The organism is Saccharopolyspora taberi, assembly GCF_039534165.1.
In the GTDB taxonomy this organism is placed as follows: Bacteria; Actinomycetota; Actinomycetes; order Mycobacteriales; family Pseudonocardiaceae; genus Saccharopolyspora_D; species Saccharopolyspora_D taberi.
The window spans coordinates 670,252-695,182 of record NZ_BAAAUX010000014.1 but is presented as its reverse complement, the minus strand read 5'-3'; the positions used below and the strand labels follow the sequence as shown (position 1 = coordinate 695,182).

Here is a 24,931-nt window from a genome sequence, read left to right as displayed (position 1 = left end):
GCGTAGCCGACCAGCGTGTCGAACAGCGCCTTGGCCCGCGCCTGGTCGACGAACAGCGAGCTCGTGTGCGGGTCGAGCGTTTCCTTGGCTCCCGCGGTCGGGAACGCCACCCGCAGCCGGCCACCCGAGCCGGACGCGCCGCCGCAGGCGGAGGCCGAGGACACCGCGAGCGCGGCCAGCGCGCCCCTGAACAGACTTCTGCGGTCGAGTCTCACGCCGCTTTCCCTTCTGCCGTCGCCGGTTCCCGGATCAGCCACCCGCGTCGTTCCAGCGCCGCGGCCCCGATCCCACCGGCCAGTCCCACCGCGAGCAGCACCAGCCACGGGGCGGGCCCGCCGACGACGTCGAGCAGCGCGCCCGCGAGCCAGCCGACCCCGGCCGCGACCACGCTGGACACCAGGTAGTAGAAGCCGTAGTAGGTGCCGGCCAGCCGTTCGCTGCCCACGATCGGCAGCAGTTCCATCGCGAACGGATTGGTGATGGCCTGGCCGATCGTGAACAGCACAGTCGTGAGCAGCACCGGCAGGCACACCAGTGCGATCCCCGGCCGGTCCGGCTCGCCCGCCGCGATCAGCGGGCCGCTCACGAGAACCGGCACGAACGAGGTCCCCATGCACACCAGCCCGATCGCCACCGACCGGCCCGCGCTCCACCGCTCCCGGCACCACCGCGTGATCCGCACCTGCCCGGCGATGCCGATGGCGGTCGACACCACGAACACCGCGGCGACCGCCTCGCTGAGCCCGGAAACCCGCTGGGCCTCAAGCGGAATCATCAGGTAGAGCTGGTTGTAGAGCGCGAAGTAGGCCGACAGCGCGAGCGTGAACGCCAGGAACCGCCGGTTGGTGACCACCTCGCGCCAGCTGCCCAGGACGCTGCCGCGCTGCGGAGCGCGGTCCTGGCGGGGCAGGACGACGATCTGCGCGACCGTCAGCACGGCGAAGGCGATGCACGCCACCAGCGCGGTCACCCGGAAGTCGACCGCGAGCAGGGCCGCGCCGAGCAGCGGGCCGACGAGCGTGCCCGCGTGCGCGAAGACGTTGAACACCGCGAACGTCTCGGCCCGCCGCTCCCCGGCCTCGTGCATGATGTAGGTGCGCACCGCCGGGTTGAACAGGGCACCGGCCAGACCCGTGAGCACGGCGGCGGTGAACAGCCCGGGCAGCGCGGTGAACACGCCGAACAGCCCGAAGGAAACCACCCGCAGCGCGCAGCCGGTGATGATCATCGGCCGGCAGCCGAGCCGGTCCGCCGCGGTGCCGCCGAGCAGGAACATCCCCTGCTGACTCAGGTTCCGCACCCCGAGCACCAGGCCGATCACCGCGGCGCCGTGGCCGAGCTGGCCGCTCATGTAAGTGGCCAGGAACGGCAGCAGCATGTAGAAGCCGACGTTGATGCCGAACTGGTTGATCACCAGCAGCCGCGACGCGGGCGAGAGCTGCCGGAAGTCCGCGGCCCTCACGTCCGGTCCCCGCAGGTCTCGCAACCGGCTCCGCCGCACGGGTCGGCCACCTCGCGCGTCCTGGTCCAGCCGGAGTCCACTTCGGATGGTGAACTCGCCCGGGGGACCAGGCCGTGGTCGAGGTGATAGGCGTCGTCGAAGATGGTCTGCCAGTACCGGTGCGGGCCGTCCGGGAACACCCCGCACACCAGGTCCGACCCCAGTTCCCGCGCGCACCACGCGGCCACCAGCGCGACCGCGCCGGTGCTCCAGCCGCCGGTGACGAACGAACCCGCGGCGAGCCTGCGGCAGGCGTCGGCGGCTTCGGCCGGGCCGACCCAGTGCACCTCGTCGAAGATCTCGTAGGCGACGTTGCGCGGGTGGATGCTGCTGCCGAGCCCGCGCATCAGCCGCGGCGCGGCGGTCCGGCCGAACACCGTCGAGCCGACCGAGTCCACGCCGACGATCCTGATGTGCGGCCAGCGCTCGCGGACCACCGACGCGATTCCCGCGCTGTGCCCGCCGGTTCCGACGCTGCACACCAGGACGTCCAGCCGCTCGAACTGGCCGATGAGCTCCTTGCCGAGCGCGGCGTACCCGGCCGGGTTGTCGGGGTTGTTGTACTGGTCCGGCCAGTAGGCGCCCGGCCGCCGCGACAGCACCCGCGCCACGCGGTCACGCCGGGCGCGCTGCCATCCGCCGGTGGGGTGGGGCTGCCGCACGATCTCGACCTCGGCGCCGTGCGCCCGCAGCAGGGCGTGCGTCATCCCGTCGAGCTCGCTGTCGGCCACGACCACCACCGGGTGGCCCAGTGCGGACCCGACGCAGGCCAGGCCGATGCCGAGCGTGCCGCTGCTGGATTCCACGACCGTCGCCCCGGGCAGCAGTTCGCCACGCCTGCGCGCTCCCCGGATCAGCGACAGCGCCGCCCTGGCTTTCATCCCGCCGGGGGCGAAACCTTCGAGCTTCGCCCAGAAACCCGGGTGCGGCCGGGGGAGCGGGGCGTCGATCCGCAGGACCGGGGTGTTGCCGACGAGTTCCAGCACGGAACGGCACCTGGGGCCGCCCGCGGTCCAGGAGGTGCTGACGGCGGTCACGGGCGCTCACCGGTTTCCGCCGCGTAGAGGTGGATGTCGGTGCTGTCACCGGTCAGCCAGAAAAACGGGTACGGCTCGGCCGACAGGGCGTGCACGTCCGCGCCGAGCAGTTCGCGCAGTACCGCGCTGCCGGTTTGCGCGAACAGCACCAGCGGCAGCCGCTGCTCGCGGCAGAACGCGGAGATCTCGTCGAAGGTCCCGTTGCCCAGCACCATTCCGGACGCCAGCACCGCCTGCGCCCCGGTCATCGCCTGCCGGTGGTCCGGCACGATCGGCTCGTCCCACTCGGTGCGACCGCCCTTGAGATCGCACGGAACGCACCGTGCGCCGCGCTCGCGCAGGGCGGCCAGCAGCGAGTTCACCACGCCGATCACGGCGACGGTGTCGCCCTCGGCAAGCGGCACGAGCTTCGCGACCTCCCGCGCGCGAGCAGTGGACTTGGCCAGCGACGTCCCGCCAGGGACGCGAACCGTCCTGCTGCCGGGGTGTTCGGTGTGCGGGAGCAGGAATGCGAGATAGGCGTCGAGGACCGCGACCCGCACCGCGGGCTCGGGGTGCTCAAGCAGCTCGGCGACGTTCCTGCCCACCAGATCGCGCACCGCGCCGGGATCGAGCTCGCCCGGTTCCACGGCGCAGGAACCGATCGCGCCGCCGATCCGGAGGCTGAGCACGGAGTTCGCGTAGCCGGAGCTCCGGCCGACGTGGTGTGCACTTTGGACGGTCATGAAGGCGACCGAGGTCCGGACGTGGTCCAGGCGCGCCTCGGCGGGGCGGTCCGGATCGGCCGCGCGCACTCGGTCGGCCACCGCGGTCAGGGCCGAATGCGGCGCAGGACGGGGTGGGGCTGTAGTGGGAAGCAACGGGATTCTCCACGGAATCGGCTTTTTCGAGCAGGACCGGGTTCCACCGCGAGGTGGGTGGATCAGTTCTGCGGTTCCGGTGTGGAGAAGTGCGCCGGACGGGACGGACCGGTCCGGTGGCATGGGACGGCAGCGCTGCGCGCGACGTGGTGCGGCACGTCGAAGTACCTCCTCCGGGGCTCCGCGACCCCGTGCGAATCGGCACGACGACGTCAGTCTCCTGACTCATGGATCTTCGCCGTCCGCGCGCCTTCCCACCGTTTCACCGGCAGTGGCAATCGTGCGCGGGCGGCTCCCCATTCACAGTGGCGGGACCGTGCCGGATTCGCACCGGCTTCCTGGGCGCCGTCGCATGAACTTGTGCGGTGACATTCGCAGTCCGCGCGTCGGGCTGTCAAGCAACCCCGTCGAAGATCACTTCCGCGGTCAGCGCACGATGGCCAGCAGCGAGGTCGCGGCTGCGACCAGCTCTCGGTCGCCCTCGGCGCTCGACCGCTCCCGGGCGGCCTCGACCGGGATGCCGCGGGTGGCCAGCCGCCAGAACGCGTCCTGGTCCATCGTCACCCGCGCGGCCAGGTCGGCGCCGGAGCCCAGCCGCCATCCGCTCGGAGTGCTGACCGCGAGCCAGTCACCACCGGACGGACCGGTGACGGTGAAGCCCACGGCGGTCCCGATCGGCCGGTCCTGGTCGCGGAGCGAGTGCGGCAGAGCCCGCATGAACGTGTCGATGACGGGAGCCATCAGCTCGGGATCCTCGGCGCCGGGGCGTTCGACCGCGTCGCGGATCTGCTGCTGGTGGACCCAGAACTCGGTGTAGTCGCGGGCGATGTCGAGCCAGGCCGGACTGGGGCGGTCGTCGGCCGCCCACGACACGTCGAGATCCGCCGGGGCGTCGAGGTCGCGGGCCGCCCACAGCTCGTCCAGCTGCGGGCCCAGGTGCGCCAGCAGCCCGGTCATGACCGCCGGACTGCACTGCCGGGCGGCGCGGACGAATTCCTCGTTGGTGCGCGCCAGGTACGCGGGCAGCGTCTCGTCGTCGGCGAAGACGGCGCCCCGGTGGCCGTCCCTGCTGCCGGAGAGGCGCCGCAGGTAGTCGTTGAGAACGTGCCCGACGATGTCGTGCACCGTCCACCCTGGACAGACGGTGGGGCAGTCCCAGTCTGCCGAGGGCAGTGCCGAGAGCAGGTCGAGCAGCAGCCCCCGCTCGCGCGGGTACAGCGGCCGGGTGTCGATGGCGGGTCCGAAGCCGGTCATGGCGCGATGGTCGCAGTGCGAAACCCCGGACCGCCACCGGATTCAGCTTCGCCGCAGCTCGTGCTTCCTGATCTTGCCGGTGGCCGTCTTGGGCAGCGCGCCGACGACTTCGAAGTGCTTGGGGACCTTGAACCCGGCGAGGTTCCGCTTGCAGACCGCCCGGAGTTCCTGCGGGTCGACGGTGCGGCCGGGCGCGGCGACCACGAACGCCGTCACCGCCTCGCCCCAGCGGTCGTCGGGCATCCCGATGACGGCGCACTCGGCCACGGACTCGTGCGCGAGCACTGCCCGCTCGACCTCGACCGAGGACACGTTCTCCCCGCCGGTCTTGATCATGTCCTTGGTCCGGTCGGTGAACCAGACGACGCCCTCCTCGTCGAGGTAGCCGACGTCACCGCCGTGGAACCAGCCGTGCGCGAAGGCTTCCGCGTTCGCCCCGGGGTTGTTCCAGTAGCCGTCCATCAGCTGCGGCGTCCGGTAGACGATCTCGCCCTCCTCGCCGGGCGGCAGCAAACCGCCGTCCGGGCCCATGATCCGCACGTCGGTGGTGGCCACCGGCGGGCCCCACGAGTTGTCCTTCTCGCCCTGGTGCTCGGGCCACTGGAGTTCGGACAGCGGCGTGGTCTCGGTCTGCCCGGAGCCCAGGATGACGTCGGCCCGCGGGAACGCCGCCCGGATCGCCTCCAGCCGCTGCGCGGGCATCGGCGCCATCGCGTAGATGCCCACCCGCAGCGAGGTGGTGTCGATCTCGCCGAGCCGCGGGTGGTCGAGCAGAGCGCCCCACATCGCCGGGAGCAGAGCCACGTGGGTGGCCCGCCGGACGGCGAGGTCGTCGAGCAGGGTCTCGGGGTCGAAACCCCGGTGCAGCACGGCCGTTCCACCGGTCACCAGCATCGGGAGCAACAGCACGTCGAGCCCGGTGACGTGGAACAGCGGCAGCACGATCGGCATCACCGCACCCCTGCGCCCGCGCGGCAGGCCGAACTCCAGAGCCGAGGTCAGCGACGCGATCAGCACCGCGACGTGGCTGGTGACCACGCCCTTCGGCAGCGAGGTGGTCCCGGAGGTGTAGAGGCAGTGCAGGATGTCGCGGTCCTCGACGACGACCTCCACGGTGGCCGTGTCGTTGTCGAGCAGTGCCCGGAAGTCCGCTGCGCGGCGGCCCGCGACCTCGGCGGGCGCGGAGCCGATCACGTGCACCGAACGCACCGCCGCCTCTTCGGCGGTGTGCAGCGCTTCCTCCAGCACCGGGAGGAAAGCCTCCTCGGCCACCACGGCGCGCACCCCGCTGTCGGCGAGCTGGTAGGCGATGTCGGCCGCGGGCAGCGCCAGGTTCAGCGGCATCGCGACCACGCCGATCTTCGCGCAGGCGAAGAAGGTCACCACGAACTCCCACCGGTTCTGGATCTGCAGCGCGACGGCGTCACCGCGCTCCAGCCCGTCGGCCAGCAGCCCGCGCGCCACCGCGTTGGCGCGGGCGTCCAGTTCCCGGTACGACACCTCGTGATCGCCGTCGACGACGGCGGTCCGGTCGCCGTAGGTCTGCGCGCCCCTGGTGAGCACGTCGCCCAGCGCGGCGCGGTGGGTCAGGTTCACCACCAGCGGATCGACGAGGGACAGATCGGCGTGCATTCCGCTCATCGGGACGTCCTCCCCGCTGCCGGGCCCCGGCGACGGTCAACGGCGAAAAGTGACGCCGAGCATATGGTGTGGAAAGGGGAGTGGCCAGCCCGCGCGAGAGGGAATTCGGCCTTTCAGCCGGTAGTGCCGGCGGCTCGGTCTGGGCATCCTGCTCGTGATGTTCCCCGAAGCACCATGGGAACGCTCCCGGGCCGGAACTGGCCACAGTGGACGGTCCGTTGATCCCGCCGCCAGCCGACCAGGAAGGTCCTCCCATGCAAGCAGGCATGCGCCGGAAACCGGCCGCCTTCGCCGCGCGCGCCGCCATCGGCGCCTCGGCGCTGGTCCTCGTCCTCCCGCCGCTCCAGGCGCACGCCGAACCGCCCTCGGCGCTGCCGTCGTCGGTCGCCGAGCCGGACGGGAAGTGGCAGCCGGCGTTCGACTACGACGGCGACGGCTGCTACCCGACGCCCGCGATCGGTCCGGACGGGACGATCGCCGAGGGCCTGGAACCGTCCGGTTCGCTCAACGGGAACTGCCACGACCAGTCCGACCTCGACAACACCAACTCCTACGCCCGCGCCAAGTGCGACGACAGCGGCTGGTGCGCGTACCTCTACGACCTGTACTTCGAGAAGGACCAGGCACTCGACGGCGTGCACGACGCCTTCGGGCACCGGCACGACATCGAGCACGTCGTGGTGTGGGTGCACGAGGACCAGGCGAAGTACGTGTCGGCCTCGGCGCACGGCGAGTACTCCACCCGTCCCGCCGAGGAGGTCTCGTGGGAGGGCACCCACGCCAAGATCGTCTACCACAAGGACGGCGCCAGCACGCACGCGTTCCGGTTCGCCAACGCCGACGAGCAGCCGGAGAACCACTACGGCACCTGGCAGCACCCGGCGCTGGTCAGCTGGAACAACTTCCCGGACGGCATCAGGGACAAGCTGACCGGAGCCGACTTCGGCAGCGCCAGCCTGGCCATCAAGGACGGCGCTTTCGAGGACAACCTGGAGAAGGCCAAGCCGGAGGGGATCCCATTCGATCCGAGGGGTTGAGCTTGTTCGCGGGCGCCCCGTCGAGCATGCTCTCCGGCATGTCGGTAACACGGCCACCGGAACGCGCGAGCCTGATGGACCTCGCCCGCGCGGAGCGGGAGGACTTCGCGGAGTTCCTGGCGACGCTGACCCCGCGGGAGTGGGAAGCGCCCACGCTGTGCGAGGGCTGGAGCGTCCAGGACGTGGTCGCGCACGTGATCAGCTACGACGAGCTGACGGGACGGGAGCTGGTGCGCCGGCTCGGCCGCGGCGGGATCCGGCGGGCGAACGCCGCCGGTGTCGCCGAGTACGCCCCGCGCGGCCCCGAAGCGCTGCTCGCGCTGGTGCGGGCGCACACCACGCCGCGAGGTCTGACCGCCGCGTTCGGCGGGAGGATCGCGCTCCTCGACGGGATGATCCACCACCAGGACATCCGCCGTCCGCTGGGGCGTCCGCGCGAGATCCCGCCGGACCGGCTGCGTGCGGCGCTGCGCTTCGCGCTGGTCGCCCCGCCCGTCGGGGCGTTCTGGCGCGCCCGGGGCCTGCGGCTGGTCCCGACCGATCTGGACTGGACGACCGGACGCGGACCCGAGGTGCGCGGCCCGGCGGAAGCACTTCTGCTCGCCGTCGCGGGCAGGCGCGGGGTGGTGGACGAACTCTCTGGTCCGGGCAAGGAGAAACTCGCCGGGCGGATCCGCTAGCCGCGGGGCCCCGATACTGGCCGACCCCGATACTGGGCGGCATGACCGACGAACCCGAGTACGTCCGGAACCGGGACCGCGCCGACGGTTCGATCACCCTCGACGAGCACGACCCCGCGTGGGCGGAGCGCTACGAGCGGGAGCAAGCACGCATCCGCGCCGCCCTCGGCTCCCGTGCGCTGCGGGTCGAGCACGTCGGATCGACCTCGGTGCCGGGACTCGCCGCCAAGCCGATCCTCGACATCGTGCTCGTCGTCGCCGATTCCGCGGCCGAGGACGCCTACGTGCCCGAGCTCGAAGCCGCCGGTTACGCGCTGCACGTCCGCGAGCCCGGCTGGCACGAGCACCGGCTGCTCAAGGGACGGGATCCGGCGGTGAACCTGCACGTGTTCAGCGACGGATGCCCGGAGATCGGGCGGATGGTGGCATTCCGCGACCACCTCCGCGCGAATCCGGACGAACGGGACCGCTACCTGCGCACCAAGCGGGAGCTCGCCGCGCGCAGCTGGGAGTACGTCCAGGACTACGCCGACGCCAAGTCCGCGGTGATCGAGGAGATCATCTCCAGGACCGGTGCGGGCCAGTAGCCTGCTCCAGCAGTTCGAGGTCGGTCGTGCCCGGCTCGACGGCGTGGTGGCAGCGGACGACGCCGCCCGCGCCGTCGCCCCGCGGCCCCGGCATCTCGGTCGCGCAGATCTCGTCGGCCCGCCAGCAGCGGGTGCGGAACGGGCAGCCGCTCGGCGGCCGGGTGGCCGACGGGACCGGCCCGCTCAGCGGGATCGGCTCGATCGGCGAGAGCAGGCCGGGCGCGGCCGAGAACAGCGCCCGGGTGTAGGGGTGGCGGGCTTCCCCGATGCCTGTGCCACTGTTGACCGCTTCCGCGGTCGTCTCCTCGACCACGCGGCCCAGGTACATCGTCACCACCCGGTCGCTCATCCGGCGCACGGTCTGGATGTCGTGCGAGACGAACACCATCGCCAGCCCCAGCTGGTCCTTGAGGTCCAGCAGCAGGTTGAGGATCTGCGCCCGCACCGACACGTCCAGCGCGCTGGTCGGCTCATCGGCGACCAGCAGCCGGGGCCGCAGCGCCAGCGCCCGCGCGATCGCGACCCGCTGCCGCTGGCCGCCGGACACCTGCCCCGGCAGCAGGTCGGCCACCCCGGCGGGCAGGCCCACCAGGTCGAGCAGTTCCCGCACCCGGTCGTCCCGCTCCCGGCCGGTGCCCCGCCCGTGCACGTCCAGCGGGTCGCGCAGCACCCGGCGGATCGGCAGCCTGCGGTTCAGCGCGGTCGCCGGGTCCTGGAAGACCATGCCGATGTCGGCGCCGATCGCGGCACGCCGCCCGGCCGCGGGCAGCGACCAGATGTCGGTGCCGCGGAAGGAAACCGCGCCGGAGGTCGGCTTCTGGAGGCCGACCACCACCCGGGCCAGGGTGGACTTTCCGCACCCGGACTCGCCGACGATCCCGACCGTCTCACCGGCCGCCACGGTCAGGTCCACGCCGGTGACCGCGTGCACCCGGTCCCGCCGGAACAGCCCGCCGGAGCGCGCCCTGTGCGTGACGTGGACGTCGCTGAGCTCGACCAGCGTCTCGGTCATCGTGGCTCCCCGTGGTCGGTCTCGGCGGTGGTGGCGGCGGCCAGCGGGACGAGCTCGGTCGCCGGGTGGTGGCAGGCCACCGCGTGCGTCCGCCCGCCGTCCAGGACCGGGGTCCGCTCCCGGCACACCTCGGTCACCATCGGGCACCGGTCGGCGAACCGGCAGCCCGGCGGGAAGTGGGCGGGGGAGGGGACCACGCCGGGGATCTGGGTCATCCGCCGCGCACCGGACTCCAGCGACAGCACCGAACCGAGCAGCCCGCGCGCGTAGTGGTGCGCCGGTTCGCCGACCAGCTCGGAGGTCACCCCGGTCTCGACGATCTGCCCGCCGTACATGACCACCGTGCGGTCGGTGACGTCGGCGACCAGGGCCAGGTCGTGCGAGACCAGGACCAGCGCGAAGCCCAGTTCCGCCCGCAACCGCAGCAGCAGCTGGATCACCTGCGCCTGCACGGTCACGTCCAGCGCCGTGGTGGGTTCGTCGGCCACGATCAGCCGCGGCTCGCGGGAGAGCGCCATCGCGATCAGCACCCGCTGGCGCTGCCCGCCGGACAGCTCGTTGGGGTAGGCGGCCAGCGTCCGCGCCGGATCCAGGCCCACCATCTCCAGCAGCTCGGCCGGGCTGTGCTTGCCGCCGCGCCGCACCAGCTGCTTGAGCTGCGCCCTGATGGTCATCGCCGGGTTCAGCGAGGACAGCGCGTCCTGGTAGACCATCGCGATGTCGTGGCCGAGCAGCCGCCGCCGCTGCTTGCGCGGCAGCGCCAGCAGGTCGACCGGTTCGGCGTCGCCCGCCCGGAAGCGGATCTCGCCGCTGATCCGCGCGCCGCGCGGCTGCAGCCCGAGAACCGTCAGCGCGGTCAGCGACTTGCCGCAACCGGACTCGCCGACCAGACCGAGCACCTCGCCGGGCCGGACGTCGAAGGAGATCCCGTCGACGATGTCGACCCCGGCGTGCCGGTCGTCGAACCCGATGGCCAGGTCGCGGACCTCCAGCACCGGATCACCTCCGGGCAGCGGTCGGGCCCGGGTGGCGAGGCGCCGCGCGGCGTCGGGCAGGCCGGGCAGTTCGGTGACCTCCCCGGTGCCCGTCCGGACGCCGGCCTCGGACCGGGGCGCCGAGCCGCCGCGGGCGGCGGGTGCGGCCCAGGCGTCGGAGATGCCCTCCGACAGGATGTTCAGCGCCAGCACGGTGATCAGGATCAGCGCGCCGGGGAACACCGTGGCCCACCAGCCGCCGGTCAGCACCATGTTCTTGCCGTCGGAGATCACGCTGCCCCACGACGGGTCGGGCGGGCGGACCCCGGCGCCGATGAACGACAGCGACGCCTCGAACACGATCGCCTCGGCCACCATCACGGTGCAGAACACCAGCACCGGCGCGGCGCAGTTGACCGCGACGTGGCGGACCAGGATGTGCGGGGCGCGGGCGCCGATGACCCGCTCGGCGGCCACGTAGTCCTCGCCGTACTGGGCGAGCACGTTCGCCCGGACCACCCGTGCGATGGGCGGGGTGTTGACGAACGCGATCGCCAGCACCAGCACCGGGATGCTCCCGCCGAACACCGCGACCAGCACGGCGGCCAGCGCGATCCCGGGGAACGCCATGATGACGTCGAGCACCCGCATGATCGTCTCGGCGATCCACCCGCGCGCGGTCGCCGCCACGGCGCCGACGACCGCGCCCGCGACGAGCGCGGTGAGGGTGGCGCCCAGGCCGATCAGCAGCGACCAGCGGGCGCCGAACAGCAACCGGCTGAGGATGTCGCGGTTGGCGCTGTCCAGGCCCATCCAGTGCGCCGCGCTCGGCGCGGCGGTGGTGGCCTCCTGCGCGTAGGGCGAGTGCGGTGCCAGCACCGGGGCGAGGACCGCCGCCAGCACGATCACCGCGAGCAGGCCGACGGCGATCCAGGACGGCGCGCCGAGGCGGCGGAACCGGACGCCGGGGCGGGAGAGTCGATTCGCGAGTCCGCTGCGCATCACGCCGCGCTCCTGAGTCGGGGGTTGACCAGCAGGTACAGCACGTCGACGGCGAGGTTGACCACGACGAAGCCGGTCGCGATGGTCAGCACCACGCCCTGCACGACGGCCGGATCGCCGTTGCGCACCGCGTTGATCATCAGCTGCCCCATGCCGGGCAGCGAGTAGATGGTCTCGATGACCACCGCGCCGCCGAGCAGGTAGCCGACCCGCAGGCCGAGCACGGTCAGCGGGTTGATCAGCGCGTTGCGCAGCACGTTGCGCCCGACGACCACCACCGGCGGCAGGCCGTTGCCGATCGCGGTGCGCACGTAGTCGCGGTCGAGCTCCTCGACCACGGCGGTGCGCACGATCCGGATGAGCTGGGCGGCCACCGGCAGCGACAGCGACACCGCGGGCAGCGTCATCGACACCAGCCAGCCGCCGAAGGAGTCGTTGGGGTTGACGTAGCCGCCGGTCGGGAACCAGCCCAGACCCACCGCCAGCCACTGGATCACCAGCAGTGCGATCCAGAACGCCGGTGCCGCGACCCCGACCAGCGAGACGACCCGGATCACCTGGTCCGGCCAGCGGTCCCGGAACAGCGCGGCGACCACGCCGAACACCAGCGCCAGCACCACCGCCAGGGCCAGCCCCAGGAAGGTCAGCTGCAGGGTCAGCGGCAGCGCGGTGAGCACCGAGTCCAGCACCGGCGCGTTGGTCAGCACGCTGGTGCCCATGTCGCCCCGCAGCAGCTCGCCGACGAACCGGAGGTAGCGCAGCGGCAGCGGATCGAGCAGGCCGTTCTCCAGCTGGAACTGGTGGATCTGCTCGGGTGTCGGGTTGGCGCCCTGGAAGTAGGCGTACTCCGGCTTGTTGTTGGAGAACCGCATGATGATGAAGACGAACAGGATGACGCCGAGCAGCAGCGGGATCAGGACGAGGATCCGGCGCACCAGCATCCGGGCGATCACGACCACGGGTGCAACCTCAGATTCGCTTGGCCTGCAACAAGTTGACGCCCGGGTAGGGCAGTGCCTGCGCCCCGTCGACCCGCCGGCCGTTCCAGGCGCTCATCAGTTCGTTGTGCACGACCGGGTACAGCACGGCCTGGTCGGCGACGAGGTCGAGGTAGGAGTGCACCAGCTGGAGCTTGCGCGCCGGGTCGGGTTCCCGGGTCGCCTGGTCCATCAGGTCGAACAGCGCCCGGGCGTCCGGGCTGGAGTCCCACTTGGTGTACTTCATCCAGGTGCCGCCGGAGGTGTAGTTGTAGCGCAGGATCAGGTCCGGGTCGAGACCGAACTGGTTGGGGTTGGAGGCCGCGGCGACCACCTGGTAGTCCTGCGACTGGTCCATCTTGGTGAACAGCGCGCTGGTGTCCTGCGGTTCCAGCACGGTCCGGACGCCGACCGCCTCCCAGGAGTTGGCGATGGTCGGCAGGCAGTCGGCGAGCCAGCTGACGTTGACCGCCATCAGCGTCACCGACAGGCCGGACACCCCGGCCTCGGCCAGCAGCGCCCTGGCGCGGTCCGGGTCGTAGTCGTAGACGGTCCTCGCCCTGGCGTAGGCCGGGTTCTGCTCGTTGAGGAAGCTGGTGGCCGGGGTGCCGTGGCCCTTGAGCGCGACGTCGATCATCTTGCGGGTGTCGATGGCGTGGAACAGCGCCTGCCGGACCCGCTTGTCGTCGAAGGGCTTCTGCGCGGTGTTGAACATCAGGAACATGTGGTTCATGCCCTTGCCGCCCTCGACGGTCAGCCCGCCCTGGCGGAGCTGGTCGATGTTGGCGTACGGGATGTTCTCGGCGATCTGGGCCTCGGCGGATTCGCCGGAGATCTTGGCGACCCGCGCCGAAGCGTCCACGATGGACAGCCAGTTCATCTTCCGCACGGCGGGCGGGCGCGGACCGTTGTACTCGGCGAACGCCTCGAACCTGCTGTTGGACTTGGGGTTGTGCTCCACCAGCCGGTAGGGGCCGGAACCGACGGCCCTGCCCGCCTTGGCGGCGTCCCAGCCGCCCGGTGCGCCGTAGACGTGCCTGGGCATGATCTTGGCGATGGTCAGCCGCTCGATCCCGTCCGGGAACGGGAACCTCAGGACCAGCTCGACGGTGTTGTCGTCGACCTTGCGCACTTCCTGGAGCCAGGTGGCGAAGAACGAGCGGGTGAGCACGTTCGCGGCCGGGCTCAGCACCCGCTCGAAGGTGAACAGCACGTCCTCGGCGGTGACCGGCTGCCCGTCGTGCCACTTGGCGCCGGGCCGCAGGGCGAACCGCCAGGTGGTGCCCGCGGCGTCGGGCAGCGCGGTGCCGAGCGCGGGGTAGGGCTCGCGGGTGACCGGGTCGGTGTCGACCAGCCCCTCGTAGATGTGGTTGTTGGCGGCCATCGCGAAGGCCGACGCGGTCATCGTCGGATCCCAGGTCTGGTCGTTGCCGTACCCGATGACCGCGGTGACGAGGTCCTTGTCGTCGCCGGTGGTGGTGGTCGAGGCGGGGCCGCCGCAGGCGCCGACCGTCGCGGAGACGGCCGCCGCGGCGCTCAGCGCCCCGCTGTAGCGCAGGAAGGAGCGGCGGCTGACCGGGTGTCGGGGAACGAGGGGACTCACGGTGCCTCCCGGGGCGGTTTCGCGAGGACGGTGGACGAGTGCCACGTGGACGTGGGACGTCCTACGTCGATCCTGGGAGTGCAGGCTACGGTCGCGCCAAGCCGGGGTCAAGAAGAGTTGATCGGGAGATTTCCGCGGGGTTGCGCCGAGAAGTCCGCCCGCGCGCGAAGTGGACGGACCTTGATCTCGCGCGGGACGTTGGGCAAGCTGTTCGGGCACAACGGGCGGTCGGGGGCCCGGCGTCGGCGCGCCGGGCATGCGTCCGGAGAGGATGGCGCGGCTGCCCTGGAGGCACGAGGATGCTCACCCCCGACGACGTCTACAAGGCGGCGTTCGCCACGACGCGGCGCCGCGACCGCGGCTACGACGAGGACGAGGTCGACGACTTCCTAGACCTGGTCGCCGAGACGCTGGCCGGTCGCAGGCTGGTCACCGCGCGGGACGTGCTGGAGGTCCGGTTCAGCTCCGGCAAGAAGGGCAAGCGCGGATACCGCAAGACCCAGGTCGACGAGTTCTTGGACCAGGCTGCGCTGGCGCTGCTGAAGCAGGAGGTGCGGGAGTCCGGCCGGGCCGGGGAGGAGGAGAACTCCGCGGCGGGCAAGGGGAAGCCGAAGCCGGCGGGGGAGAAGTCCGCTCCCGCGCGGGAGAACTCGGCTACGGCGGGGAGGCGGTCTGCTCCGGTGCGCAAGCGCCCGGGCTCGGGCGGGGGGAAGAAGGATTCGGCCGGGGAGAGCCCGGTTTCGGGTGGGGAGAGCTCGGTTTCGGGTGGCCGGAACCCGGTTTCGGGCGGGCGGAGCTCGGTTTCGGCCAGGGAGAGCCCGGTTTCGGGTGGGCGGAAGGTGGCTCCGGCCGGGGAGGACCCGGCTCAGGAGGGTTCGGGCCGGGCACGGGGCCGGGCCGTTTCGACTGGCAGGCACCCGGTTCCGGTGGGCGATGATCCGGCTTCGGTGGGCGACCGCCGGGCTTCGACGGGCCGGCACCCGGTTCCGGTGGGCGATCGTCCGACTCCGGTGGGTGGTCAGCTGCTCCCGGCGCGCCGACGCTCGATTCCGCCAGGCGATGGCTCGGCTCCGGCAGGAGATGGTTCGGCTCGGGCAGGCGATGGCTTGGCTCGGGCGGGCAATGGCTCGGCTCCGGCAGACAATAGCTCGATTCCGGCAGGCGATGGCCCGGCTCGGGCGGGCGATACCCCGGCTCCGGCGGGCGATGGCCCGGCGTCGACGGGCCGGCACCCGGTTCTCGCGGGCAAGGATCCGGCGTCGACGGGCGGGCGCCTGCTCCGGCCGGACGGGAATCCTTCCCCTGCGGACAGGAATCCGGACGTGGTCGACAGGAATCCCCTCCCGGGACCGGAAGCCCCGCTCCCCGTCCCGGGGTCACCGCGACCGGCCGACGTCCTGCAAGCCCCCACCGCGCAGCAACCCGCGCTCGACAAGGCGGAGGTGGACGCCTTCGTCGACCGCGTCGAGGCGACCCTGCGCGGCGAGGACCAGCTCACCGCGCACGATCTGCTCAACGCCCACTTCAACCCGCCGCGCCCGGGCGATCCCGGCTACCAGGAGGCGAGCGTCGTCGCGTTCCTGTTCATGGTCTCCACCAGCCTCAAGCACCTGTCCTCCCGGCCGCAGGTCGTCCACGACCACCGGCTGCCCATCGGCCGCGCGTTCCGCCGGTCGTGAGGCCGGGGCTCGACCGAGGAGAACCTCCAACTCCTGTGTGCGCAGTGCAACCAGGAGAAGAGCGCGAACCTCCGAGACCTGGCGCGCGACGGGTCACGTGCTGCGCAGCGAGACGCAGCATTCCCCGGGCTGCGGAGCGAGAACGGCTTCGACCGAGTGCGCCCGGAGCCCGGTGAGGAAGCCTTCGAGGAAGGCGCGGTTGATCCCGCAGACCAGCTCCGGTGACTTCCCGGTGAGCGGGTGGAACGGGCAGTTGCGCAGCCGCACGCACGTCGGCGTCTGCCGTTCCGGCTCGAAACCGAGGTCCACCAGCACCTCCGCGCTCCTGGTCAGCGCGCGCTCCGCGCCCAGGCGCCCCGGCCCGCGCGGGCGCTGCTCCGCGCCGAGGGCTGCTCCGCGCTCCCGCGCGGTGCGCAGCGCGGCCTGGTGCGCGTTCTCCTGCTCGCCTTCGGTGAGCACCGCGTCGAGGAGGATGTCGGCGAGCAGGTCGTGGTGCCGGGGCGGGATGTTGACCCGGATCTCGGTTTCGGCGGGCTCGTAGACCTTCGGCGCGCGGCCGACCCGGCGGATCCCGTCCACCGGTTCGCACCGGGCGCGCAGCAGGCCGGTGTCCACCAGCTTGTCGAGGTGGAAGGCCGCGAGCTTGCGCGAGATGCCGACCGCCGCGGCGGCCTCGTCCCGGGTCACCGGCCGGTGCGCGCGGCGGATGAACTCGTACATCCCGCGTCGCAGGTCGTCGTCCAGCGCGGCCACCGCCGCCACGGAGAACCCCGGTCGCTCGCTCATCCCCACACGGTATCGCCTCCATCGCACATTGTGGTGCACACTTTCCCGACCCAAGGCCGAAGTGCTGCGGCGTTGACCCGATTACGAGAATAAGACTAATCTTCGTTGGCGAAAAGAGACTTGATCGGCATCCCTCCCGGAGCGTTGCCCGCAACCGATTCGAGGAACACCATGGCACCGGCCCCCGCCCTGCACGTCGTCCACGAGCCCGACAGCGAGATCGACCTGCCCGCCGCCGAGAAGGCGGCCGGGGACCTGCTGCGGGCGCTGGGCATCTCGACCGACTCCGAGAGCCTGCGGGGCACGCCGGGCCGGATGGCCCGCGCGTACGCGGAGCTGTTCACGCCGCGGCCGTTCGACCTGACGACGTTCCCGAACGAGGAGAACTACGACGAACTCGTGCTGGCGCGGTCGATCCCGGTGCGGTCGGTGTGCGAACACCACCTGCTGCCGTTCGTCGGCGTCGCCCACGTCGGGTACCTGCCCGGCGAGCGGATCCTCGGGCTGTCCAAGCTGGCCCGGGTCGTCGAGCACTTCGCCTGCCGCCCGCAGGTCCAGGAGCGGCTGACCAAGCAGGTCGCCGACTGGCTGCGCGAGCAGCTGCGGCCCAAGGGGGTCGGGGTCGTCATCGAAGCCGAGCACAGCTGCATGACGCTGCGCGGGGTGCAGGCCACCGGCTCCAGCACCGTGACCTCCACGCTGCTCGGCACGCTGCGCAAGGACGCCCGTTCGCGGCAGGAGTTCTTCGCCCTCACCGGGGTCAACGGCAAGGTTTCGTGACATGCTGTCCTGACGCCGACTCCGGGAGGACAGCGCCGATGAGCAAGCCCAATCCGTTCGACCAGCAGGTGGTCGACGCGGTCGTGCGGCACATGAACGAGGACCACGCCGCGGACTCGCTGCTCATCGTCCGGGCGCTCGGCGGGCTGCCGGAGGCCACCAGCGCGACCGCCACCGGCGTCGACGGCGAGGCCATCTCGTTCGACGCGCAGGCGGGCGAGGGTGGTGTCGAGGTGCGGATCCCGTGGAGCAGGCCGCTGACCGAACGCGCCGAGATCCGGGCCGAGGTGGTCCGGATGCACCGCGAAGCGTGTGACATTCTCGGAGTTCCGCCGCGCACCGGCGGCGACCACCAGTGACCTCGCGGGTGCCCCGCGGCACCCCTCGAGCGCGAAGAGACAGCCACCGTGCCGAAGATCATCGGAAGCTCGCTGGAGGAGCACCGCGAGCAGATGCACGACCGCATCTTCTCCGCGCTGGCGCGGCTGGCGGAGGAACGCGGGTACGCCGCGCTGACCCTGGCCGACGTCGCGGCGCGGGCGGGCGTGAGCCGCACGGCGATGTACAACTACTTCAAGGACAAGGAAACGCTGCTGCTTGCCCACGCCCACCACGAGACGCAGCGCTACGTCGACCGCCTGGTCCGCGACCTGGCCGCCCGGTCCGACCCGGTCGACCAGCTGCGGGCCTTCATTCGGATGCAGCTCACCGAGCTGGCCACCCAGCACCTGTCCGCGGGCGCGCTGTCCGGCGTGCTCTCCGAGGCCGGCCGCAGGCAGATGTACGAGCACGTCGCCCCGCTTTGGGACCAGCTGCGCGACATCCTGGAACGTGCGATGCGGGAGCGCTACCTGCCGCGCGAGGACCTCGACGTGCTGATGCCGGTGCTGGCGGGCACGATCTCGCAGCGCGCGGCCGGGCTGGCCGGGCAGCGGCTGGAGCGGGCCATCGAGGTCACCACCGCGTTCGTGCTGCGCGGGCTCGGCGCGCGGCTGGACCGGGACGGACGTCCCCGCCGGCTGCCCGCCTCATGACCGCCCCAGCTCGACCAGCACCTCGGTGTTGAGCCGGTAGGCCACCCGCACCTCGTCGATGACCTGGGCCTGCTCCACCGCCGACCACCCCGTTTCGTCCAGCCGCCGCCGGTAGCCGTCCTTGAACTCGCGGTGCTTCGGGATGCCGGGGAACAGGTAGAAGCGCACGCCGTCGCCGCCGGTGAAGCCGTAGGTCCGCTCGACGGCGACGCGGATCGCCTGCCCGCCGGACAGGTCGCCGAGGTAGCGGGTGTAGCTGTGCGCGACGAACCCGCCGGGCCAGTCGAAGCACACCTCGCGCATCCGCTCGCAGTACCGCTCGGTGGCCCGGTTCGGCCGGATCCGCTCCCGCCAGTCCGCGCCCGCCAGGTGCTCCAGGTCGCGTTCCAGCGCGGGCAGCCGGGTCAGCTCGTCGAAGACGAACCGGCCGGCCACCGGGTCTTCGCGCATCGCCGCGGCGGCCTCTTCGAGAACCCGGTAGGCGAAGTAGTGCTGGGCGACCAGGTCGGTGTAGGCGGTGACCGGGAGCTCGCCCGCCAGCATCGCCCGCATGTAGCCGGCGGACTCGGCCTGCTCGTGGTCGGCCCAGGTCGTCGTCCGGAGCGCGGCGGAGAACCGCGCTCCCATCGGCTCGGCGGTCTGCGGCATCGGTGCTCCCGGAGGCTCTGGGTCGCGTGCTGGTCCGACGGACCGCCCGAAGGATATGACAACTTGTCACGTTAATGCGACACCACGTCAGGAAGTCGCCGGTTGACTCGTCGGTGCGGCGGTCGGGGCGACGCCCCCTCGAAAGGCCCGGAACCGCCTGCACCCACAGTGGCCGGTCTGATCGTCCGCAGCTCCCAACAGATCGGTACCGCCACGCATCGATGACAACGACGCCGACGCCTCGGACCTGCGGACGCCGCGGGCAACGAGGGCAAGGATGCCTGCGGGACCAGCCCGGCAAGCGCGCCCGACGCGCTCATGGTGGCCGCGTCCGACCGCCGGACGCGCGCAGCATCTACCAGGCCGGATCGTCCAACTTCGGCCGCTGCGCCGACCTGTTCGCGCCCGGCAGCACCATCACCTCCACCACCCAGGGCGGTGGCAGCGGCGAGATGGGCGGCACGTCCATGGCCACCCCGCACGTCGCCGGGGCGCTCGCGCTCGAGCTCAACGGCAGGCCGCGCGAACCGGTCGCCGACGCCAGGATCCTCAGGAGCTCTGCCCCGGGCAAGATCAGCGACGTCCGCGGCGTGTCCAACCAGCTGCTCAACGTCAGCGGGCTGGGAGGCTGAGCACCGGCTCCGCCGGGCGTGCGTCCGTCCAGTGTGGACGGGTGCGAGCCCGCGCCTCCAGGGGCCGTGCGCAGGGGTTTCACTCGATCGGGCACCCCGGGTTTCGGCGGGCGGGTGGGGATGGGAGAGAGTCGGGGCTGCACGGTGAGGCAACTCCGATCTGTTCCGTGGAGTGCGAATGAAGATCCGTTCGACGTCCGTCGCGGCACTCGCCGCCGTTCCGCTGGCCCTCGCCGGGTGCGCCCAGGGCGGCGGCCCGGCCACCCAGCCCGCCCCGCCACCGGCACCGCAGGCCGCGGCCCCCTCGCCGGAGGGGATCGCGTGGGTGGGCCGGATGTGCGGTGAGGTCGCCCGGTTCTCCGAAGCCCAGCAGAAGCTCCCCGGCGTCGACAAGTCCAACACCGCCCGCTACAAGCAGTCCGTGCAGGACCAGATCGGTGCTTCGGCGCAGGCCGCCGACGACACCGTCCGCGGGCTGCAGTCGATGGGACCGTCCCCGGTCTCCGGCGCGGACCAGGTCAGCGACAGCTTCGAGCAGGGGTTCGTCCAGGTCCGCGACATCCTGCGGACCGCCCAGGACAAGGCGGCCCAGGCCGACCCGACCGACCGGCAGCGGTTCCAGGAGGGCATGAACGCCGTCCAGCAGGAGCTGGACAAGGGCAAGCAGCTCAACCTCGACGCCGCGCTGGCGAAGCTGGGCGACAACCAGGAGCTCAACGACGCGGCGCAGCAGGCGCCGGAGTGCAAGGCGTTCACCCAGCCCCAGCAGCCGCCCCAGCCGCAACAGCAGCCACCGCAGTGACGCCCGGGCAGTAGCGGTCCGCGGGGGTTCCCGGCGGTCGGGCAGGATGGTCCCGCTATGCCCGAGTTCCCCGATCTCCCCGTCCGCGCGGTCCTCGACGACGTCTCCGCCGCGCTGTCCGAGCACGGCACCGCGGTGCTGGTCGCCCCGCCCGGCACCGGCAAGACGACGCTGGTGCCGCTCGCGCTCGCCGAGCGGGGAGCGCGCGTCGTGGTGGCCGAGCCGCGGCGGCTGGCGACCCGGGCGGCGGCCGAGCGGATGGCCGCGCTGCTCGGCGAGGACGTCGGGCAGCGCGTCGGGTACTCGGTGCGCGGCGAGCGGCGCCGTGGCGCGGACACGGTCGTCGAGGTGGTGACCTCCGGGCTGCTCGTGCGGCGCCTCCAGTCGGACCCGGAGCTCGCCGGTGTTGACGTGGTGGTGCTCGACGAGTGCCACGAGCGGCACCTCGACGCCGACCTGCTGCTGGCACTGCTGCTCGACGCGCGCGAGGGGCTGCGGCCGGACCTGCGGATCCTGGCGACGTCGGCGACGGTGGCGTCCGGGCGCGCGGCCGAACTCCTCGGCGGCGCGCCCGTCCTGGAGGCGAAGGCCCGCACGTTCCCCGTGCGCACCACCTACCTGCCGCCGGGCCGCGGCGAGCGGATCGAGTCCTGCGTGGCGCGCGGTGTCCGCACCGCGCTGGCCGAGCAGGACGGCGACGTGCTGGCGTTCCTGCCCGGAGCGGGGGAGATCCGCCGGGTCGCCGGCTTGCTGGACGGGTCCGATGTGGATGTTCTTCCGCTGCACGGCAGGCTGCCCCACGCCCAGCAGGATTCGGCTCTGCGCATCGGAAAACGGCGACGCGTGGTGCTGGCGACCGCGGTCGCGGAGTCGAGCCTGACCGTGCCGGGCGTGCGCGCCGTCGTCGACTCCGGCCTGGCTCGGGTGTCGCGTGTGGACACCCGGCGCGGGCTGTCCGGGCTGGCCACGGTCCGGGTGTCGGCCGCGGTCGCCGACCAGCGCGGGGGCCGCGCCGGACGGGAGGCGCCGGGCGCGGTCTACCGCTGCTGGCCGGAGCACGAGCACAGCACGCTGCCCGCCTACCCGGAACCGGAGATCCGCACCGCCGAGCTGACCCGGCTCGCGCTGGAGCTGGCCTGCTGGGGAACCCCGGACGGCTCCGCGCTGACGTGGTGGGACGAGCCGCCCGCGGGCCCGCTCGCGGCCGGGCGCGAGGTGCTGCGCGGTCTCGGGGCGCTGGAACGCTCCGGCGCGGTGACCGGCAGGGGGCGCCGGATGGCCGAGCTGGGCCTGCACCCGAGGCTGGCCCGCGCGCTGCTCGACGGCCGGGAAACGGCCGGAACCGATATCACCGCCGAGGTCGTCGCCCTGCTCGACAACGACGCCCTGACAACCGAAACCGACGTCGTGGAGGCGCTCGCGCGGTTGCGCCGAGGCACTGCGGGAACCGATCGCTGGCGACGGGAAGTGCGCAGGCTGCGGTCGTCGGTGCAGCCGCACGCGGGCACTGGCGACGCGGCGCAGGTCGTCGCCCTCGCGCATCCGGAGCGTCTGGCCCGCCGCCGGTCGGCGGGGTCGCCGGTGTACCTGATGGCGTCCGGCACGGCGGTGGAGGTGCCTGGGAACTCGGGCCTGCAGGACTCGGAATGGCTCGCGATCGCCGTCGCCGACCGCGCGCCGGGCAGCGCCTCCGGCACGGTCCGGCTGGCCGCGCCCGCCGACGAGGCACTGGCCCGCGACGCGGCTCCCGCGCTGGTCACGACCTCCGACGAGGTCGGCTGGACCGACGGCGACGTGCGGGCGGTCCGCGTGGAACGCCTCGGCGCCATCACGCTGGCCGAACGTCCGATCCGGGAGCCGGATCCGGCCGAGGTCCGCCGGGCGCTGCTGGACGGCCTGCGTGCCGAAGGGCTGGAACTGCTGCACTGGACCGACGACGCGCGGCGGCTGCGCCAGCGCCTCGGGTTCCTGCGCTCCGCGCTCGGCGACGCCTGGCCCGCGACCGACGACGCCGCGCTGCTGGCCACCGCGGACCAGTGGCTGGAGCCCGAGCTCTCGGGGGCCAGGCGGCGGTCCGACCTGCGCGGTATCCCGGCGGGCAGCGCCTTGCGCCGGCTGGTCCCGTGGGCTGAGGCCGGCAGGCTGGACGAGCTCGCACCGGACCGCGTCGAAGTCCCCTCCGGCTCCCGGATCCGGGTCGACTACCAGGACGAGCAGCCGGTCCTGCCGGTCAAGCTCCAGGAGGTCTTCGGCTGGCGCGACGTGCCGCGCATCGCCGACGGGCGGGTGCCGGTCGTGCTGCACCTGCTCTCGCCCGCGGGCCGCGCCGCCGCGGTCACCGCCGACCTGGAATCGTTCTGGCGCAACGGATACCCGCAGGTGCGCGCCGACCTCCGGGGCCGCTATCCGAAGCACCCGTGGCCCGAGGACCCGGCTGCTGCGACCCCGACCCGCCGAACGCGCCGGGGTACTGGGCCGAACGGCTGATGGTGGCGACCGCGCGGTTCTCGCGCCGGTGTCGCGAAGTCGATCTTCCGGTAGGGTTCGGAAGCGTCCGGCAGCGGTTGGAAGTGGGCTGCCGGAAGCGGGGCTGCCGAAATGGGGCCGCCGGAAATGGGGTTGCCGGAAAATGGGGCTGCCGGAATGGGGGCGGCATGGCCACGGGCGAACGGCCAGCTGACAAACGACCGGGGAACGACTCCATCCCGCTCGACCGGCCGACTTCGGCCCGAGCCTACAGCTGGATGCTGGGCGGCAAGGACAACTTCGCGGTCGACCGCGAGTTCATGCTGCGGACGTTGCAGGGCTTCCCGGAATGCGTCGACATCGCGCGGCAGAACCGCCTGTTCCTCTACCGCGCGGTCCGCCACCTGGTGCGCGACGCCGGGATCCGTCAGTTCATCGACCTGGGTTTCGGGCTTCCCGCCGAGGACAACGTGCACCAGGTCGCGCAGCGGTTCGACCCGGAGGCGCGCGTGGTCTACGTCGACATCGACCCCATCGTGCTCGTCCACGGACGAGCCCTGCTCGCCGACAACGACGCGACGGCCGTCATCACCGCCGACATGCGAGAGCCGGAATCGGTCGTGGACCACCCCGACACCCGCGCGCTCATCGACTTCGCCGAGCCGGTCGCGCTGCTGTTCCTGTCCACCGGGCACTACCTCAAGGACTCCGACCAGGTCGGCCGGGGCGTGCGGCACACCGTCCGGCACGTCATCGACGAGGTCGCGGCCCCGGGCAGCTACCTGGCCTTCTCCCAGATCGTGCACGACGACCCGGCCAGGGGAGCGGAGATGAGCGAGCTGGCCGAGGGCTCCGGCATCCCCTGGCAGACCCGCACCCCGGCCGAGGTGGACGCGCTGCTCGACGGGCTGGAGCCGGTCGAGCCGGGCATGGTCAACCTCCGGGACTGGCGGCCCGACCCGGACCAGCCGCCGCTGGAGGCGGTGCCGGCGCCGCTGGCCGCTTTCGTCGGAGCGACCGACGAGGAGCTCGGGCACTACGAGTACGGCGGAATACTGCGCAAGCCCTGATCGGCGCGAGTTCCGTCCACAGCGGACAGTGGGCCTCTCTACAATGGGGCGAACGGGCCGCGAATCCGGAACGGCCGGGAACCTCGGAAGAGAGCGGATGGAACGCAGACTGCGCCCCGTGGACCTGGCGCGGGTGGCGGGCATCTCGACCCAGCAGGTCCGCAACTACGCCGACGCGGGAATCCTGCCGCCGGTCCCGCGCACCGACAGCGGGTACCGCGCCTTCGGCGAGCAGCACCGCGCCGCGCTGCTCGCGTACCGGGCGCTCCAGCGCGGTTTCGGGCCGGACCGCGCGCAGGCGATCATGCGCGCCGTGCACGACGACGACCTGCCGCTCGCGCTGACCTTGGTGGACGCGGGGCACGCCGCCCTGCACGAACAGCGCCGCGCGCTCCGCGCGACGGGCGAAGCCCTGGAGGCGATCGCCGAGCAGGACACCCCGGCGCTACCGCGGTCGGACGTGCCGATCGGCGACGCCGCGGCCTTCGTCGGCGTCCGCACCTCGGCGCTGCGGACCTGGGAGTCGGCCGGACTGCTGTTCCCGCAACGCGACCGGGCCACCGGCTACCGCCGGTTCACCCCGGCCGACGTCCGCGACGCGCGGATGATCAGCATGCTCCGGCAGGCCCACTACCGGCTGCCGGAGATCGCATCGGTGCTGGACGACCTGCGCCGCGCGGGCAGCAGCGACGCGCTCCGCGCGGCCATCTCCGACCGGCAGGGCGCGATCACCGCGCAGGCGACCGCGATGCTCGAAGGCGCGAGCCACCTGCACCACTACGTCAACGACTTCCGCTGACCGGCTCGCACGTCGTCGTCGGCGTGATGAGCAACGGCGGCGAGCTCAACGCCCGGGGAGTACGTTCGCG

The 24,931-nt window shown here is 72.4% G+C and carries 23 protein-coding genes, 1 pseudogene and 1 riboswitch; of the genes and pseudogenes, 13 read left to right on the top strand and 11 right to left on the bottom strand.

The features are described from left to right. Positions 1-211 precede the first annotated feature (211 nt). The 5 genes from ABD691_RS17480 to ABD691_RS17460 all read right to left on the bottom strand — a co-directional run bounded on the left by ABD691_RS17480 (position 212) and on the right by ABD691_RS17460 (position 6,293). Entirely contained in the window at positions 212-1,462 is a 1,251-nt protein-coding gene (locus ABD691_RS17480; RefSeq protein ID WP_344680934.1) for an MFS transporter, read from the bottom strand. Further along, positions 1,459-2,538 (bottom strand): PLP-dependent cysteine synthase family protein, encoded by a 1,080-nt coding sequence (locus ABD691_RS17475; RefSeq protein WP_425565097.1) that lies wholly within the window; start codon positions 2,536-2,538, stop codon positions 1,459-1,461. The genes ABD691_RS17480 and ABD691_RS17475 overlap by 4 nt, the downstream gene beginning before the upstream one ends. Further along, positions 2,535-3,344, bottom strand: a complete 810-nt coding sequence (locus ABD691_RS17470) for a Rossmann-like domain-containing protein (protein ID WP_344680932.1) — start codon at positions 3,342-3,344, stop codon at positions 2,535-2,537. Before ABD691_RS17470 ends, ABD691_RS17475 begins: the two co-directional genes overlap by 4 nt. Positions 3,345-3,591: 247 nt before the next feature. Beyond that, positions 3,592-3,761: riboswitch (cobalamin riboswitch) on the bottom strand. 63 nt (positions 3,762-3,824) lie between these two features. Then, complete coding sequence (locus ABD691_RS17465; RefSeq protein WP_344680930.1) at positions 3,825-4,652, bottom strand: maleylpyruvate isomerase family mycothiol-dependent enzyme; 828 nt, start codon at positions 4,650-4,652, stop codon at positions 3,825-3,827. Positions 4,653-4,694: 42 nt separating this feature from the next. Next, positions 4,695-6,293 (bottom strand): class I adenylate-forming enzyme family protein, encoded by a 1,599-nt coding sequence (locus tag ABD691_RS17460; RefSeq protein ID WP_344680929.1) that lies wholly within the window; start codon positions 6,291-6,293, stop codon positions 4,695-4,697. A gap of 266 nt (positions 6,294-6,559) precedes the next feature. Here ABD691_RS17460 and ABD691_RS17455 point away from each other — a divergent pair, with 266 nt between their 5' ends. Genes ABD691_RS17455 through ABD691_RS17445 form a run of 3 tightly spaced genes read left to right on the top strand, consistent with a single transcriptional unit; the run spans position 6,560 to position 8,597 of the window. Next, positions 6,560-7,330, top strand: coding sequence for an NPP1 family protein (locus tag ABD691_RS17455; RefSeq protein ID WP_425565110.1), 771 nt, complete (start codon positions 6,560-6,562; stop codon positions 7,328-7,330). A gap of 38 nt (positions 7,331-7,368) precedes the next feature. Further along, a complete protein-coding gene (locus ABD691_RS17450) occupies positions 7,369-8,010 on the top strand; it encodes a maleylpyruvate isomerase family mycothiol-dependent enzyme (RefSeq protein WP_344680925.1) in 642 nt (213 codons plus the stop codon). Positions 8,011-8,051: 41 nt separating this feature from the next. Next, entirely contained in the window at positions 8,052-8,597 is a 546-nt protein-coding gene (locus ABD691_RS17445; protein WP_344680923.1) for a GrpB family protein, read from the top strand. Here the strand turns inward: ABD691_RS17445 and ABD691_RS17440 are convergent. From ABD691_RS17440 to ABD691_RS17425, 4 genes are read right to left on the bottom strand one after another with little or no spacing between them, the layout of a single operon-like run. Continuing rightward, positions 8,569-9,609 (bottom strand): oligopeptide/dipeptide ABC transporter ATP-binding protein, encoded by a 1,041-nt coding sequence (locus ABD691_RS17440; RefSeq protein ID WP_344680921.1) that lies wholly within the window; start codon positions 9,607-9,609, stop codon positions 8,569-8,571. The two genes, ABD691_RS17445 and ABD691_RS17440, sit on opposite strands and share 29 nt — an antisense overlap. Continuing rightward, entirely contained in the window at positions 9,606-11,585 is a 1,980-nt protein-coding gene (locus ABD691_RS17435) for a dipeptide/oligopeptide/nickel ABC transporter permease/ATP-binding protein (protein WP_344680919.1), read from the bottom strand. Before ABD691_RS17435 ends, ABD691_RS17440 begins: the two co-directional genes overlap by 4 nt. After that, a complete protein-coding gene (locus ABD691_RS17430) occupies positions 11,585-12,544 on the bottom strand; it encodes an ABC transporter permease (RefSeq protein WP_344680917.1) in 960 nt (319 codons plus the stop codon). The genes ABD691_RS17435 and ABD691_RS17430 overlap by 1 nt, the downstream gene beginning before the upstream one ends. A gap of 10 nt (positions 12,545-12,554) precedes the next feature. Beyond that, positions 12,555-14,165, bottom strand: a complete 1,611-nt coding sequence (locus ABD691_RS17425) for an ABC transporter substrate-binding protein (protein WP_344680915.1) — start codon at positions 14,163-14,165, stop codon at positions 12,555-12,557. A gap of 299 nt (positions 14,166-14,464) precedes the next feature. On the opposite strand from ABD691_RS17425, the gene ABD691_RS17420 reads away from it, so the two are divergent. After that, positions 14,465-15,844 (top strand): DivIVA domain-containing protein, encoded by a 1,380-nt coding sequence (locus ABD691_RS17420; protein ID WP_344680913.1) that lies wholly within the window; start codon positions 14,465-14,467, stop codon positions 15,842-15,844. Between the two features lie 9 nt (positions 15,845-15,853). Next, positions 15,854-15,910 (top strand): annotated as a pseudogene (locus tag ABD691_RS33760) (HNH endonuclease); the annotation flags it as partial. A gap of 27 nt (positions 15,911-15,937) precedes the next feature. Here ABD691_RS33760 and ABD691_RS17415 read toward each other — a convergent pair. Continuing rightward, entirely contained in the window at positions 15,938-16,630 is a 693-nt protein-coding gene (locus ABD691_RS17415) for a helix-turn-helix transcriptional regulator (RefSeq protein WP_344680911.1), read from the bottom strand. Positions 16,631-16,801: 171 nt separating this feature from the next. Between ABD691_RS17415 and folE the strand changes: the two genes are divergently transcribed. The 3 genes from folE to ABD691_RS17400 are packed head-to-tail and all read left to right on the top strand — an operon-like array spanning position 16,802 to position 18,444. After that, positions 16,802-17,410: a GTP cyclohydrolase I FolE gene (gene folE, locus ABD691_RS17410; RefSeq protein ID WP_344680909.1), complete on the top strand. Its 609-nt coding sequence runs from the start codon at positions 16,802-16,804 to the stop codon at positions 17,408-17,410. A 38-nt stretch (positions 17,411-17,448) separates the two neighbouring features. After that, a complete protein-coding gene (locus ABD691_RS17405) occupies positions 17,449-17,769 on the top strand; it encodes a DUF2470 domain-containing protein (protein ID WP_344680907.1) in 321 nt (106 codons plus the stop codon). 48 nt (positions 17,770-17,817) lie between these two features. Next, entirely contained in the window at positions 17,818-18,444 is a 627-nt protein-coding gene (locus ABD691_RS17400) for a TetR/AcrR family transcriptional regulator (protein WP_344680905.1), read from the top strand. On the opposite strand, the gene ABD691_RS17395 is transcribed toward ABD691_RS17400, so the two are convergent. Continuing rightward, entirely contained in the window at positions 18,439-19,092 is a 654-nt protein-coding gene (locus ABD691_RS17395) for a biliverdin-producing heme oxygenase (RefSeq protein WP_344680903.1), read from the bottom strand. The genes ABD691_RS17400 and ABD691_RS17395 overlap by 6 nt on opposite strands. 221 nt (positions 19,093-19,313) lie before the next feature. Here ABD691_RS17395 and ABD691_RS17390 point away from each other — a divergent pair, with 221 nt between their 5' ends. From ABD691_RS17390 to ABD691_RS17370, 5 genes are all read left to right on the top strand, one after another. Next, entirely contained in the window at positions 19,314-19,724 is a 411-nt protein-coding gene (locus tag ABD691_RS17390; protein WP_344680901.1) for a S8 family serine peptidase, read from the top strand. 178 nt (positions 19,725-19,902) lie between these two features. Then, entirely contained in the window at positions 19,903-20,526 is a 624-nt protein-coding gene (locus ABD691_RS17385) for a hypothetical protein (RefSeq protein WP_344680899.1), read from the top strand. 57 nt (positions 20,527-20,583) lie between these two features. After that, complete coding sequence (gene hrpB, locus ABD691_RS17380) at positions 20,584-23,013, top strand: ATP-dependent helicase HrpB (RefSeq protein ID WP_344680898.1); 2,430 nt, start codon at positions 20,584-20,586, stop codon at positions 23,011-23,013. After that, positions 23,013-24,062: an SAM-dependent methyltransferase gene (locus tag ABD691_RS17375; protein WP_344681324.1), complete on the top strand. Its 1,050-nt coding sequence runs from the start codon at positions 23,013-23,015 to the stop codon at positions 24,060-24,062. The genes hrpB and ABD691_RS17375 overlap by 1 nt, the downstream gene beginning before the upstream one ends. Before the next feature lie 97 nt (positions 24,063-24,159). Next, entirely contained in the window at positions 24,160-24,861 is a 702-nt protein-coding gene (locus tag ABD691_RS17370; RefSeq protein WP_344680897.1) for a MerR family transcriptional regulator, read from the top strand. Positions 24,862-24,931: the final 70 nt, after the last annotated feature.